Origin of the sequence: Streptococcus oralis subsp. dentisani (genome assembly GCF_002096615.1) — a bacterium.
Taxonomy (GTDB): Bacteria; Bacillota; Bacilli; order Lactobacillales; family Streptococcaceae; genus Streptococcus; species Streptococcus oralis_U.
In genome coordinates this window covers 1-15,997 of record NZ_NCUX01000025.1, presented here as the reverse complement: position 1 = coordinate 15,997, position 15,997 = coordinate 1, and the positions used below count along the sequence as shown (strand labels likewise).

Below are 15,997 nucleotides of genomic sequence, written 5' to 3'. Positions count from 1 at the left end.
CTTTATAATGATGATATAACTGTATTTTTGGAGAAAATCATATTATGAGCAAAAATAATAACGAAGAGCTAAAGGGATTTAAACGTTTGATATCAAAGTTTAAGCAAAAGGGTAGGGAAGATAGTGATTACCGTAGCCTGGATGCAACTAAATCAAAGCCCGTTAGTCGAAAACTCAAAGAGCAAAAGGAAATTATTCTGAGTGCTAGTGAAGATCTTGAGTTACCAACAGAATCAGTTTCTGTCATGGAAGCCTTAGAAGACTTTCAGGAAAGGAACAGTCTGGGTGTAGCTGACTTGATAAGGAATGTTAGTCAGAGCTTGTCAACTAGCGCTTTAGCTTCCCTTAGCCTTTCTGTCGCAGATTCGTACAGTGAGTCGTTTAGCCAGAGTATATCAGCAAAAGGATTCTCGCTTCGAGAGTCCATGTCTGAGAACTACTCATTAGTGGTCTCTTCTTCAGAATCTGAATTTGAGTCCCTTTCCTTGGTTGATAGCCTCTCTGTTTCTGAGCATTTGACAGGGGAGTCCCTTTGTCAGGATACGGATGCATTCTCTTTGAGTGAAAGTATTGCATACTCCGAGTCCCTTTCTTATGATCAAAATCCTAGTGTCTCCGAGTCCCTTTCCTTGAGTGAATCGGAACAAGCGAGTCAGAGTGTCTCCGAGTCTGAGTTCTATAGCCTGAGTCAGAGTGAGTGGGAATCCATATCCGAATCCCAAAGTCACTCAGAAGAAGAGTGGTGGAGCTACTCCGAATCAGAACAAGCAAGTCAGAGTATTTCTGAGTCCGAGTTCTATAGCCTGAGCCAGAGTGAATGGGAATCCATATCCGAATCCCAAATCTCTTCCGAATCAGAACAAGCCAGTCAGAGTGTTTCCGAGTCCGAGTTCTATAGCCTGAGCCAGAGTCAGAGTGAGTTGGAATCCGTTTCAGAATCTCAAAGTTACTCAGAATCAGAGTGGTGGAGCTACTCCGAATCGGAGCAAGCCAGTCAGAGTATCTCCGAGTCCGAGTTCTATAGCCTGAGTCAGAGTGAGTGGGAATCCATATCCGAATCCCAAAGCTCTTCAGAATCAGAGTGGTGGAGTTCTTCCGAATCAGAACAAGCGAGTCAGAGTGTCTCCGAGTCCGAGTTCTATAGCCTGAGCCAGAGCGAGTGGGAATCCATATCCGAATCCCAAAGCTCTTCAGAATCAGAGTGGTGGAGTTCTTCCGAATCGGAACAAGCGAGTCAGAGTATCTCTGAGTCCGAGTTCTATAGCTTGAGTCAGAGTGAATGGGAATCCATATCCGAATCCCAAAGCTCTTCAGAATCAGAGTGGTGGAGTTACTCCGAATCGGAGCGAGCAAGTCAGAGTGTCTCCGAGTCTGAGTTTTATAGCTTGAGTCAGAGTGAATGGGAATCCATATCCGAATCCCAAAGCTCTTCAGAATCAGAGTGGTGGAGCTATTCCGAATCGGAGCAAGCCAGTCAGAGTGTTTCCGAGTCCGAGTTCTATAGCCTGAGTCAGAGTGAATGGGAATCGATTTCCGAATCTCAAAGTCACTCAGAATCAGAGTGGTGGAGTTTTTCCGAATCAGAACAAGCGAGTCAGAGTATTTCTGAGTCCGAGTTCTATAGCCTAAGCCAGAGTGAGTTGGAATCCGTTTCAGAATCTCAAAGTTACTCAGAATCAGAGTGGTGGAGTTTTTCCGAATCAGAACAAGCGAGTCAGAGTATCTCCGAGTCCGAGTTCTATAGCCTGAGCCAGAGTGAGTGGGAATCGATTTCCGAATCTCATTCCTTGAGTGAGATGATTTCTCATCTACTTTCTGAGTCCGAGTCGTTAAGTTTGAGCGAAATCCTCTATCTCAGTGAGTCCGAATCCTTAAGTCAAAGTCAACAAATATCTGAATCTTTAAGTCAAAGTCAGAGTGTAGCTGATTCGGTGAGTTTTAGGAAAGCATCCCTATCTCAATCCTATAGTATGTTAGAATCAGAATTTGGTTCCTACAGACAGAGTGTAGCGGAGACAGAAGTATTCGCGCATGACTTGCATGCTTCGGAACGTCTGTATAAGAGCCTCTCTGAACTGGATATGAGCCCTCTAACTCACCAGCAAAAAGTGCAAAAAGTGATGACGCCTGAAATTTTTGAAGAAGAATCATCTCAAGCACATATTGCTGAGGAGCAACAGGAGCTTGAAAACAGAGAAGAATCAATAAAGAATGTAGATTTGCAAGACTCTCTGAAACATCTGTCTCACTATTCAGAATCAAATGGAACAAATTTAAGGATGACGGAACGCCAACTCTATCACCTACTCAGACCAGGTTCGCAGCCCCTAGCACGTGACTTAAGAAATGTTGCAAGTGAATTGTCTGGTTTGGCTGCTATTACTCAAAAAAGGGAAGATGAGAAATCCTTCTAAACAGAACTTGCAATCATTAAATAGAAATAATAAAAATCAAAAGGAGCCACTATGATTAGAAATATGATGTCAAATAGTAACAAAGGTTTGGGTACTACAGATGTATTACCAGTTGACCAATCTCGGATAGAAGTTCTGAATGGAACAGTTGACTACAAAAATGTACCTTTAGGATCTTATGATATCCTAGGGAGATTTGCTTCAGTAGGTCAGAGAGATTATACGGAAGAGCTGAATTTAATTCAATCAATGGGTTTTAATGCCTATAGAATCTCGATTTCTTGGGCACGCATCTTTCCAAATGGTGAAGAGCTGCAGCCGAGTGAAGAGGGGTTGAAATATTATGAAGCAATCATCGATGACGTATTAGAAAAAGATATCGAACCGATTGTGACCTTGAGTCACTTTGACCTTCCGCTGAATCTATACGAAAAATATGGAGCTTGGAAAAGCCGCAAGATGATCGAACTCTTTGAGCGTTACGCAGAAGCTGTCTTTCAGTACTTTAAGGACAAAGTGAAGTATTGGATTACCTTCAATGAGTTCAACGTTTTGCACCATTTGCCGTTTCTTGGTGGAGGATTGTCTTTTGGAGCAGATGACAATCAAGAACAGGTGATTTGGCAAGCAGCTCATTATCAATTAGTTGCTTCTGCACGTGCAATCAAGCTCGGAAAAACAATCAACCCAGAGTTTCAGTTTGGTGGGATGATGGTTGTTAGTAAAAACTACAGTCAGCAAACTGAAAATGCTATTGATGTAATGGAAGCAGAAGTCAAAGATAGGGAAAATTATTTGTTTACAGACGTGCAAGTTCGTGGATACTACCCAAATCACTTTTTGCGTCGTTTGGAACGTGATCAAATCGCCTTGGATATTGAAAATGACGACCTCTTTGTCCTAAGAGATGGGAAAATTGACTTTGTCAGCTTCAGTTATTATGCATCAAGCAATTCCCAAGAAGTTTTTATCAACAAATATGCAAGTAATGGCCAAAATCAAAATCGCATAGATTCTGTGGGACTTCGTCTCGTGATGAACAATCTTTACGATCGTTACCAAAAACCACTCTTCGTCGTGGAAGATGATGTGGTCTTGGATGATTCAAATAGCGTAGCAACTGAAGAGCTAAAAACGAACATCCAAGAGATCGTGAAAACAGTCGAGTATGATGGTGTGGAATTGCTTGGCTATACACCACTTACTTGGACGGAACTAAATTTTTAAAATAGGAAGTAATAACTGAATTTCTTCTACCCTAGAAGTAGTGTTCGTATTTTTACTTTTGAAAATGTCTGATCTATCAATCAGACATTTTTTTAGAAATAGATGGACTTTAAGCTAAGTTCGGGTTTTGCTTGATAGCAGCTCAGGATATTTTCCTTGTTTGGAGCTTAGAAAAGAATAGCAATTTGCGCTATTTTATGCTACAATGGGGAGTAGTGGTGTAAATCAGAATAAGTAAGGAATAGAGGGAGCAAAATGAGACTGAAGAAAACATTGTTCGGTAACTACCGTGCTAAGGAAGTCGAAGATTGTATCGAAGCATTAGAGGAAGGATTCGATCGTGAAATTCAAAAGAAGAATGAGAAAATCGAATCTCTACGTAAAAAAATCGACTCTATGAAGAATCAAGAAAAAGAGATCGGTGAAGCAGTCATTTATGCCAAATCTCTTGTCATTGAAGCTCATGATAGGGCCGAAAAAGAAGCTAAAGAAGTTTTAGAAAAGGCACAAAAAGACTACTTGGATACGAGAGAATCTATTCTCGAAGAAATCGATACTCTGACCAAAAAACGGGCAGAGGCTGAGAGATTGTATAATTTACAAAAAGAAAAAATTAAAAATATTATCAGTCGAATTGATGATTTTCTAGAACTGGACGATATCGATGGTAAACCAAAAGATATCAAAAAAATTCAAGAATTGCGTAAAGAACTTGATAGACCAGAAGAAGTTGCTAAGGAGAAAGAAGAGGAGGTGCCTGAGAGAGAGAAAGTCCATCTCGAACAACCCCTTGCAAAAACAGGAACAGATAGTACCATCTCTGTCAGCTACATCACTTCACGTCGCGCAAAACCTAAAAAGAAAGACGAAGATAAGCTAGATGATGATAAGGGTAAGAGAATCAAACGTCTTTCAAGAATTAAACGAGATAACTTTTTGTAAGAGGATAATCAAATATGACAATTTATAACATCAATTTGGGGATTGGCTGGGCGAGTAGCGGTGTAGAATATGCGCAGATCTACCGTGCAAAATTGCTTCGTAGTGTTGGCTTAGAAGCGAAGTTCATCTTTATGGATTTTATATCTGCTGATAACATTGAACATTTGACAAAGAATATCGGCTTTGAAGATTCTGAGGTTATCTGGCTTTATCAGCATTTTACAGATGTCAAAATTGCACCGACGACCTATACGTTAGCGCAGGTCTTAGCGAGTTTCGATAAAGAGCCCCTCGAAATTATCCGCGACACCGATATGAAGACGATTCGACTAGTATTTGGTGATGGTGATTTTGTAACTTGTTATGCCTGTGATATGGATAAAGAGTTGATTGAACGCGCCGAAATTGTTTCGCGTGGTTGCCTGATTCAAAAAGAGTACTACACTTATACGAAGAATTTTGTCGAGTATTTTAGTCCGATGAATGGTCATGCGCAATTATATCAACGTACCTGGCTTAATGAAGATGGTAGTGTGGCCTATGAAGAAATCATCAATGAAGTCGATGGTAGACAGGAGACGCAAGTCTATCGTTTCCCAAATCATGTTTTCTATTCTAAGCAAGAGTTTGTCGCGCATTTTATGAGAAGTCTGTCTCTGACGGACAAAGATTTGTTGATCTTAGACCGAGAGACAGATATTGGTCAAGCTATCTTTGCTAATAAGGGCGCTGCAAAGCTAGTCGTAATCGTTCATGCAGACCACTTTAGTGAAAATCCTGCTGAGAAAGACTATATTTTATGGAATAACTATTATGAGTATCAGTTCGAATATGCTGACGAAGTGGACTATATCATTAACTCGACCGATGCGCAAACGAACCTACTCAAAGAACAATTCGCCCAATATACAACCATCAAACCAAAGGAAATCTTGACTATTCCGGTGGGAAGTTTGGATCAATTGCGTCATCCAGAAGGAGAGCGCAAGCCGTTTGGATTGATTACAGCTTCGCGTTTGGCCAGTGAAAAGCATATCGATTGGTTGATTCACTCTGTAGTGAAGGCACATGAGCAATTGCCTGAAATCACTTTTGATATCTATGGTACGGGTGGCGAAAAAGCCATGTTGGAGCAGTTGATTCATGAGTTAAATGCAGAAGACTATATTCGTCTGATGGGGCATCACCACATGGCAGATGTGTATCGAAATTACTCTGCTTACCTCTCTGCCTCCACAAGTGAAGGATTTGGTTTAACCTTGTTAGAGGCGGTTGGTTCTGGTCTGCCAATTATTGGTTTTGATGTACGTTATGGAAATCCAACCTTTATCCGTGATGGAGAAAATGGCTACTTGATTCCTGAGGCGCGTCCAGATGATCTGGATGCAATGACAACGGAATACGCAGAAAAGATTGTCCAGCTATTTACTCAACATTCCCAAGAAGATCTATCCCGTGTATCCTACGAGGTGGCAGAACCATATCTTGATGAACATATTGCCCAGCGTTGGTATGATCTTGTTCAATCTGCACAGCATCAGTAGGGATTCGAAAAGAAAGGCATAAACACTATGATTTGTTTATTTGAACGCTATGATCAAGCGAGTTTTGATTTACTACGTTCACTTAAGGCAGCTGGGCTAGACTGCCCTGTTGTCGTGATCCGAGACGATGGCTACCTCGCACCTGATGTCGAGTCGCCTTACAGTTACTTTACTGGAGATGTAGCTTCAGAGGACGATCTACCTCTTTATTTTAACCTTGTTCCAAAGCCTCATTTGTGGGAAATCCGCTCGAGCAATGTTAATGGTGAAATCTTGGATATGGGTAAGAAACGTGCCAATATCTTTTACCGTCAACCGACACACGAACGTCGCGTGCGTGCAGTCGAGTGGTTGGATGATCAAGGCCGTGTACGCGCTGCAGACATTTACAATCGCAAGGGACGTCTCTTTGCACAGATTACCTATGATGATGCCCAACGTCCAACTCATACACACTACTTTAATCAAGATAACGTAACGGTGATTATGGAAAATCATCTAACAGAGGATATTGTCTTAACTCTTGATGGAAAACGCCATATTTTTAATTCTAAGCAAGAGTTTGTAATCTTTTACTTGCGATATCGTGGGTATGATACAGATCGCATTATCTACAATTCTCTAGCGACACCATTTTTAGTAGCCGTTGGTCTGACTCCGAAAGAAGGACGAGCAGAGGATATTCTCTTCTGGCAGGAGCCGATTGGAGAGGAGTTGCCGGGTAACATGAAAGCAGCGATGCAGTTGCCTCATCGCAACATCCGTATCGCAGTACAGGATAAGCAAGTTTATGATAAAATCCTCAAACTTGCGACACCAAAAGAGAAGAGTTACTTCCGCAATGTTGGTTATCTTTATCAATACCATCGCCTCAATAATATGAATCCAGAAGCTTTGATTCTGACGAATAGTGACCAAATCGAGCAAATTGAGTCACTTTTGACTCAATTACCAAATGTTCATTTCCATATTGGAGCGATCACTGAGATGTCAAGTCATTTGATGGAATTAAATCGCTATCCGAATATTTCCCTCTACCCTAATATTCGTCCAGCTAAGGTGAATGAGCTCTTTGCTCGCTGCGACTTGTATCTGGATATCAATATCAGTGATGAAATTCTCAATGGTAGTCGAACAGCTTTTGAGAATAATATGCTGATTCTCAGTTTTGAGACGACTTGTCACAATCGTCGTTTCGTTGCAGAAAGTCATATTTATCCGGTGGAAAATGTATCAGCCATGGTAGGCAAGATTCAGGGAGTTCTCTCTCTTCCGTCTGAAATGGAGGCTGCTCTTGCTAAGCAAAAACAGGCGGCGAATCAGGCTGATCTGGAATCCTACAAGGCAATTTTATAAGCTAATAAGACAAGGGCTTGCTTTCGATGAAAGCAAGTTCCTTTCTATCAACAGAAAAGGAGGAGCACATGTCTAACAAGGACAATGGCATTTTACAAGAACATATACGAGAGCAGCTAGATAATCGAAAGAAACCCCTAAAAAGGGAGAAGCAAGATTTTAGCATGATTGCCGTGCTGGGCGGAGTTCTCTTTCTCGTAACTCTTTTGGTCACGCTACTCATGCAGTTGGGACGCTTTTTTTAGGATCTTTTCTGGATGGAGGTGGTCTCCAGAAAAGATGAACCTTGACGATTTGCTCGTCAAGGTTTTTTTGTTCCTGTCTAACTGAACTAGGGTGAAAGGGGGGAGTAGGGATTTCGAAAGATGATAAAACGCTTCCAACAATTTGAAACTTAAAAGCGAATTTTAGGTAAAAATTAGGCGTTTTCATTGGTCATTTTGAGTATAAAAGTTTGAAAAGGAGGAGCCGTTTTGGTAAAATGGTAAATGGTATATACTAGATAAAAGCAACTGGTATATCCCAGATGGGATCTGCTTTTTCTGAGTCAAAGGGATAAAAACTGAGACTGACTGCGGCTTTTATTGGCTTTGGTTTTGAGAGGGCAGCGCAACTACGCTTTGTTAATGATCATGAGGTTAACAAAGGGTCGCAATTGGATAAAAGAAAGGAATCAAATGTTTCGAAGTAAAAAATTTAACAAAGATTTCGAGATCGTAGATGAGAAAAAGCGTTATAAGCTTTACAAGTCGGGTAAAAACTGGGTAAAAGCCTCGAACTCTCAATTGGATCTCTTCCGTATTGGTGGGATGGGCGAAGTTGTCTCTAGTACCCTGTCAGACACTGAAGAACTTGATCACGCACACCTTAGTTTTAACACGCTAGCGGGTATAGGGGGAATCCTGGCCGCGGGAGCTGCAGGATTTGTGATGACTCAAGAGCAAACTGTATACGCAGATGAAACGTCTGACTATACAGAAAAGGATAAAACAGTCATCGCTGCTGAACCAAAAGCAGCTGAAACAACTGAAACAAGTACCAACTCAATCATCGCTCAAGCGCAAGCAGAAGTAAAGAAAGCTCAAGCAGAACAAGCATCTGCAACAGCTTCTGTATCAGTCAGTCAATCTGTTGAGGCTCAAGCGAGTGCGAGTCAGTCAGCATCTGTAAGTGCTTCAACATCAGCGAGTCAGTCAGCATCTGCAAGTGCTTCAACATCAGCAAGCCAGTCAACTGTTCCAGCATCTGAGTCAGCGAGTCAATCAACCTCAGCTCCTGTATCAGCTTCAGCAAGTGCCAAAGCATCTGCATCAGTAAGCTCTACACCATCAGAGTCAGCAAGCGCTCCAGCACCTGCCTCTGTAGTTGAGAGTACATCAGTTGTTAGCGAACCATCAGCTCAGGCCTCTGTGTCTACCTCAACTTCTGCATCGCTCAACCTTAAGGTTAACCCTGCGGCAAGTCTTGTATCAGGCAGTGCTAACCAAAGTTTGGCAAGCGCAGCTCTTAGCACAAGCCAAGCAGCAACGACCAGCAACAATATCGCAGCTGGTGTTGTAGCGGATAAGAACCAAGCCCAAGGTAAGGATACAACCAAGCAAGCTGAGAAAGACCAAACAGCAGATAAGCAAGTAACGACTGCACCGAAAGAAGCTGATAAATCAGCTATCAGAACTGCAGGATACTCAGGGTTCAGATCGCCAGGGAATAGTGTTGCCACTGAGGGTGTTCGACCTTCATCTCCTGTCGGTGTAATTCCAAATAGAGGGTATGATAGAAGTCAAGTTAACCCTGCTATTGTTCCAGATAGTAACGTTGCGACAATCAATACAAATAAAAACGCAACGACGACTATGCATCCAAAGGACTATAACGAAGTTCACTTAAATTCTCGTCAGCAACAAGAATACGATACAACTTACTACTTCAAGAGTCCGACAGGAAAAACATTGACGCTCACAGATGCTTCAGAAGAGGTCGGATATGAGGGGATTTCTGGAACCAATAGGTGGTCTAACAGTAACAAACTGAATCAACTTGGAATTAAAACCCAGATTAGTGGGAACTCTGTTCGATTCTATGGACATGCGGTCAAAGAAGGTTATGGACGTGTAGCGATAAAGGCCACAGACTCAGATGGGAACTCCACTATCTTCCGTTTCTTCTTTGACTCTTACCGTACAGGGACAACAACAGGTGTTACCAATAAGATCAATTATGCGGTCTTTAACCATTCAATAGACAACGATGTACCTACACGTAATAAATACTTTGAGGATGGACAAGTTGGAAAGAGCATCAGAGATGAGAATCTTTATGCCCATGTAGAGAATAGAGACTTTCCAAATGGAGCTTTCGGTAAAAAGGAAACAGGCTTTGTAACAAGTAATGGCAGTGGGATGTTAAAAGCACCTCAGTTGGAGGTTGTCGGTGGGCAACGTTATCTTGCTAATACAGGTGTGAACTTCGATGTCTCGTTCATTCCTGCGAAATCCAAAGGGCATGTAGGTGCAATTAACTTTGTTGGAACTCCAAATGATTCAGCGGCAGGTTACAAGGAAATTGTTGTAGCTATCCGTGATGGTCAAGGGAATGCCCAATATCGCCCAGTTGGTATTTACATTGCTCCAAAACCAGACACCACTCCCCCTGTTGCTCAAACTCAAGACTTTGAAGTAGAACAAGGTAAGTCTTTTGACAAGACATTTACAGTAACGGATAATTCTGGTGATTTTGATCTTGCTAAGACCTTTATTGGAACAGGAACTACATCTAATCCTGCAAAACCTTGGATTCAATACCAAGTGACAAAAGTAGGTAATAAACTTAACGTTCGTGTGTACGGTACAGTACCAAATGATGCTACTGTGGAAGAATTGACAAACTTCCTTGTTGCAGCAGATAAAGCTGGGAATGTTAACTCTACTCCTACTGCACGTCAGTCTGCAAGCAAAGGTGGAGCTCCAGTTAATGGACAGTTTAAGGTTAAGGTCGTTCCAAATAAAGAATCACAGTCTGCATCTACAAGCTCGAGTCAAAGTGCTTCAGCTTCAGTAAGTTCAAGTCAAAGTGCCTCAGCGAGTGCTTCACTTAGCGCAGGTCAATCTCACTCAGCAAGCTTGAGTGCTAGCCAGAGTGCATCAGCCAGCGCATCGCTTAGCGCAAGTCGTTCAGCATCAGCAAGCGTAAGCTCAAGTCGCTCAGCTTCAGCTTCAGTAAGTTCAAGCCGTTCAGCCAGTGCTTCAGCGAGTGCCTCACTTAGCGCAAGTCGCTCAGCTTCAGCAAGTGTGAGCTCAAGTCGTTCGGCCAGTGCTTCAGCGAGTGCCTCACTTAGTGCAAGTCGCTCAGCGTCAGCTTCTGTAAGCTCAAGTCGTTCGGCCAGTGCTTCAGCGAGTGCCTCACTTAGTGCAAGTCGCTCAGCTTCAGCTTCAGTAAGTTCAAGCCGTTCAGCCAGTGCTTCAGCGAGTGCCTCACTTAGCGCAAGTCGTTCAGCGTCAGCTTCTGTAAGCTCAAGTCGTTCGGCCAGTGCTTCAGCGAGTGCCTCACTTAGTGCAAGTCGTTCAGCATCAGCGAGCGTAAGTTCAAGCCGTTCAGCCAGTGCTTCAGCGAGTGCCTCACTTAGCGCAAGTCGTTCAGCATCAGCGTCTGTAAGTTCAAGCCAATCAGCTAGCGCATCAGTAAGCTCAAGTCAATCAGCTTCAGCTTCAGTATCTGCAAGTCAAAGTACTTCAGCGTCTGTAAGTGCAAGCCAATCAGCTAGCCAATCAACTAGCGCATCAGTATCTGCAAGCCAATCAGCTTCAGCATCAGTAAGTGCAAGCCAATCAACTAGCGCATCAGTAAGCTCAAGCCAATCAACTTCAGCATCAGTAAGTGCAAGTCACTCAGCATCAGTATCAGCTAGCCAATCAGCCAGCGCCTCTGTATCAGCAAGTCAATCAGCTTCAACATCAGTAAGCGCGAGCCAAAGTGCCTCAGCAAGTGCAAGCGTAAGTGCTTCTGTAAGCTCAAGCCAATCAGCATCAAGCTCAGCAAGTGCAAGTCAATCAGCTTCAGCTTCTATCTCAGCAAGCATCAGTGCAAGCCAATCAGCATCAAGCTCAGCAAGTGCGAGCCAAAGTGCCTCAGCAAGTGCAAGCGTAAGTGCTTCTGTAAGCTCAAGCCAAAGTGCTTCAGCATCAGTAAGTGCAAGTCACTCAGCATCTGTATCAGCTAGCCAATCAGCAAGTGCATCAGAATCAGCTAGTCAAAGTGCTTCAACATCAGTAAGTGCAAGCCAATCAGCTTCAGCTTCAGCATCTAACAACCAGAACTCAGCTTCTATCTCAGCAAGCGCGAGCCACTCTGCGTCAATTAGTGCGAGCCAAAGCGCTTCAGCTTCTATCTCAGCAAGCATCAGTGCAAGCCAATCAGCATCTGTATCAGCTAGCCAATCAGCTTCAGCATCTGTAAGTGCAAGTCAAAGTGCTTCAACATCAGTAAGCGCAAGCCAAAGTGCCTCAGCTTCAGCATCTAACAACCAGAACTCAGCTTCTATCTCAGCAAGCGCGAGCCAGTCTGCGTCAATTAGTGCGAGCCAAAGCGCATCAGCATCAGTAAGTGCAAGCATCAGTGCAAGCCAATCAGCATCTGTATCAGCTAGCCAATCAGCTTCAGCATCTGTAAGTGCAAGCGACTCAGCGTCTGTATCAGCTAGCCAATCAGCAAGCGCATCTGTAAGTGCAAGTCAAAGTGCTTCAACATCAGTAAGCGCAAGCCAAAGTGCCTCAGCTTCAGCATCTAACAACCAGAACTCAGCTTCTATCTCAGCAAGCGCGAGCCAGTCTGCGTCAATTAGTGCGAGCCAAAGCGCATCAGCATCTGTAAGTGCAAGCATCAGTGCAAGCCAATCAGCATCTGTATCAGCTAGCCAATCAGCTTCAGCATCTGTAAGTGCAAGTCAAAGTGCTTCAACATCAGTAAGCGCAAGCCAAAGTGCCTCAGCTTCAGCATCTAACAACCAGAACTCAGCTTCTATCTCAGCAAGCGCGAGCCAGTCTGCGTCAATTAGTGCGAGCCAAAGCGCATCAGCATCTGTAAGTGCAAGCATCAGTGCAAGCCAATCAGCATCTGTATCAGCTAGTCAATCAGCTTCAGCATCAGTATCTGCAAGCCAATCAGCTAGCGCATCAGTAAGCTCAAGTGAATCCGCTTCAGCATCAGTATCTGTAAGCCAATCAGCAAGCGCATCAGTAAGCTCAAGTGAATCCGCTTCAGCATCAGTAAGCTCAAGCCAAAGCGCTTCAGCATCAGTATCTGCAAGCCAAAGCGCTTCAGCATCAGTAAGCTCAAGCCAAAGCGCTTCAGCATCAGTAAGCTCAAGCCAAAGCGCTTCAGCATCTGTATCAGCAAGTCAATCAGCTTCAGCTTCTGTAAGCTCAAGCCAATCAGCTTCAGCATCTGTATCAGCTAGTGAATCAGCTTCAGCTTCTGTAAGCTCAAGTCAATCAACTAGCGCATCAGTATCTGCAAGTCAATCAACTTCAGCATCTGTATCAGCTAGTGAATCAGCTTCAGCTTCTGTAAGCTCAAGTCAATCAACTAGCGCATCAGTATCTGCAAGTCAATCAGCTTCAGCGTCTGTAAGCTCAAGTGAATCAGCTTCAGCATCAGTATCTGCAAGTGAATCAGCTTCAGCATCAGTAAGCTCAAGCCAATCAGCTTCAGCTTCAGCATCTGTATCAGCTAGCCAAAGTGCTTCAGCATCAGTATCTGCAAGTCAATCAGCTAGCGCATCAGTATCAGCAAGCCAATCAGCTTCAGCATCAGTATCTGCAAGTGAATCAGCTTCAGCGTCTGTATCAGCTAGCCAAAGTGCTTCAGCATCAGTAAGCTCAAGTCAAAGCGCTTCAGCATCAGTATCTGCAAGTGAATCCGCTTCAGCTTCTGTAAGCTCAAGCCAATCAGCTAGCGCGTCAGTATCAGCAAGTGAATCCGCTTCAGCTTCTGTAAGCTCAAGCCAAAGCGCTTCAGCATCTGTATCAGCTAGCCAATCAACTTCAGCATCAGTAAGCTCAAGTCAATCAACTTCAGCATCTGTAAGTGCAAGCCAAAGCGCTTCAGCATCAGTAAGCTCAAGTCAATCAACTTCAGCATCTGTAAGTGCAAGCCAAAGCGCTTCAGCATCAGTAAGCTCAAGTCAATCAACTTCAGCATCTGTAAGTGCAAGCCAATCAGCTAGCGCATCAGTATCTGCAAGTCAATCCGCTTCAGCTTCTGTAAGCACAAGCCAATCAGCTTCAGCTTCAGCATCTGTATCAGCTAGCCAATCCGCTTCAGCATCAGTAAGCTCAAGCCAATCAACTAGCGCATCAGTATCTGAAAGCCAAAGCGCTTCAGCATCAGTATCTGCAAGCCAAAGCGCTTCAGCATCAGTATCTGCAAGTCAATCCGCTTCAGCATCAGTAAGCTCAAGTGAATCAGCTTCAGCGTCTGTATCTGCAAGTCAAAGCACTTCAGCATCTGTAAGCTCAAGTGAATCAGCTTCAGCATCTGTATCAGCTAGCCAAAGTGCTTCAGCATCAGTATCTGCAAGCCAAAGCACTTCAGCATCTGTAAGCTCAAGTGAATCAGCTTCAGCATCTGTATCTGCAAGTCAAAGTACTTCAGCAAGTGCAAGCGTAAGTGCTTCAGTGAGCTCAAGTCAATCGGCTTCAGCATCAGTATCTGCAAGTCAATCAACTTCAGCATCAGTAAGCTCAAGTCAATCAGCTTCAGCATCTGTATCAGCTAGCCAAAGTGCTTCAGCTTCTGTAAGTGCAAGTCAATCAGCTTCAGCGTCTGTATCAGCAAGCTCAAGTGAATCAGCTTCAGCGTCTGTATCAGCAAGCGCGAGCCACTCTGCGTCAGTATCTGCAAGTCAAAGTGCTTCAGCATCAGTATCAGCAAGCCAAAGCACTTCAGCATCAGTATCTGCAAGTCAATCAGCTTCAGCGTCTGTATCAGCAAGCGCGAGCCACTCAGCGTCAGTATCTGCAAGTCAAAGTGCTTCAGCATCAGTATCAGCAAGCCAATCAGCTTCAGCGTCTGTAAGCTCAAGTCAATCAGCTTCAGCGTCTGTATCTGCAAGTCAATCAGCTAGCGCATCAGTAAGCTCAAGTCAATCAGCTTCAGCATCAGTAAGCTCAAGTGAATCAGCTTCAGCATCAGTATCAGCAAGCCAAAGCACTTCAGCATCAGTATCTGCAAGTCAATCAGCTTCAGCATCTGTAAGTGCAAGCCAAAGCACTTCAGCATCAGTAAGCTCAAGCCAATCAGCTTCAGCGTCTGTAAGCTCAAGTCAATCAACTTCAGCGTCTGTATCAGCAAGCCAAAGCACTTCAGCATCAGTATCTGCAAGCCAATCAGCTTCAGCATCTGTATCAGCTAGCCAATCAGCTTCAGCATCAGTATCAGCAAGCCAATCAGCTTCAGCATCTGTATCAGCTAGTCAATCAACTAGCGCATCAGTAAGCTCAAGCCAATCAGCTTCAGCGTCTGTAAGCTCAAGTCAATCAACTTCAGCGTCTGTATCAGCAAGCCAATCAGCTTCAGCATCTGTATCAGCTAGTCAATCAACTAGCGCATCAGTAAGCTCAAGCCAATCAGCTTCAGCGTCTGTAAGCTCAAGTCAATCAACTTCAGCGTCTGTATCAGCAAGCCAAAGCACTTCAGCATCAGTATCTGCAAGCCAATCAGCTTCAGCATCTGTATCAGCAAGCCAAAGCACTTCAGCATCTGTATCAGCAAGCCAATCAACTTCAGCTTCAGTATCAGCTAGCCAAAGCACTTCAGCATCTGTATCAGCTAGCCAATCAGCTAGCGCATCAGTATCAGCTAGCCAATCAGCTTCAGCATCAGTATCAGCAAGCCAATCAACTTCAGCATCTGTATCAGCTAGCCAATCAGCTTCAGCATCAGTATCAGCAAGTCAATCAGCTTCAGCATCTGTATCAGCTAGTCAATCAGCTTCAGCATCAGTATCAGCTAGCCAATCAACTAGCGCATCAGTATCTGCAAGTCAATCAGCTTCAACATCTGTATCTGCAAGCCAATCAGCTAGCGCATCAGTATCTGCAAGCCAATCAGCTTCAGCATCTGTATCAGCAAGCCAAAGCACTTCAGCATCAGTATCTGCAAGTGAATCAGCTAGCGCATCAGTATCAGCAAGCCAAAGCACTTCAGCATCTGTATCAGCAAGCCAAAGCACTTCAGCATCAGTATCTGCAAGTCAATCAGCTTCAACATCAGTATCTGCAAGCCAATCAGCTAGCGCATCAGTATCTGCAAGCCAATCAGCTTCAGCATCTGTATCAGCTAGCCAAAGCACTTCAGCATCAGTATCTGCAAGTGAATCAGCTAGCGCATCAGTATCAGCAAGCCAAAGCACTTCAGCATCAGTATCTGCAAGTCAATCAGCTTCAGCGTCTGTAAGCTCAAGTCAATCAGCTTCAGCGTCTGTATCAGCAAGCCAAAGCACTTCAGCATCAGTATCTG

Annotated in this window: 7 protein-coding genes; all 7 read left to right on the top strand. The window is 43.8% G+C overall.

The window, feature by feature from the left end:
• Positions 1-44 precede the first annotated feature (44 nt).
• Positions 45-2,414, top strand: a complete 2,370-nt coding sequence (locus tag B7708_RS00485) for a hypothetical protein (protein ID WP_084972939.1) — start codon at positions 45-47, stop codon at positions 2,412-2,414.
• A 51-nt stretch (positions 2,415-2,465) separates the two neighbouring features.
• Positions 2,466-3,641 carry a family 1 glycosylhydrolase gene (locus tag B7708_RS00480; protein ID WP_000620805.1) on the top strand — a complete coding sequence of 392 codons (1,176 nt, stop codon included), beginning with the start codon at positions 2,466-2,468 and terminating at the stop codon, positions 3,639-3,641.
• A gap of 255 nt (positions 3,642-3,896) precedes the next feature.
• On the top strand, positions 3,897-4,583 hold the full coding sequence (locus tag B7708_RS00475) for a hypothetical protein (RefSeq protein WP_038805689.1): 687 nt from the start codon (positions 3,897-3,899) through the stop codon (positions 4,581-4,583).
• A gap of 14 nt (positions 4,584-4,597) precedes the next feature.
• Entirely contained in the window at positions 4,598-6,127 is a 1,530-nt protein-coding gene (gene gtfA / locus B7708_RS00470) for an accessory Sec system glycosyltransferase GtfA (protein WP_084972937.1), read from the top strand.
• A gap of 27 nt (positions 6,128-6,154) precedes the next feature.
• The gene (gene gtfB / locus B7708_RS00465) at positions 6,155-7,483 is read left to right on the top strand and encodes an accessory Sec system glycosylation chaperone GtfB (RefSeq protein ID WP_084972936.1); all 1,329 of its coding nucleotides are present in this window, start codon (positions 6,155-6,157) and stop codon (positions 7,481-7,483) included.
• Between the two features lie 68 nt (positions 7,484-7,551).
• Entirely contained in the window at positions 7,552-7,728 is a 177-nt protein-coding gene (locus B7708_RS00460) for an XRE family transcriptional regulator (RefSeq protein ID WP_084945370.1), read from the top strand.
• Positions 7,729-8,160: 432 nt separating this feature from the next.
• Positions 8,161-15,997, top strand: a 7,837-nt coding sequence (locus B7708_RS09975; RefSeq protein ID WP_084972934.1) for a KxYKxGKxW signal peptide domain-containing protein, incomplete at its 3' end; no start/stop codon positions are given.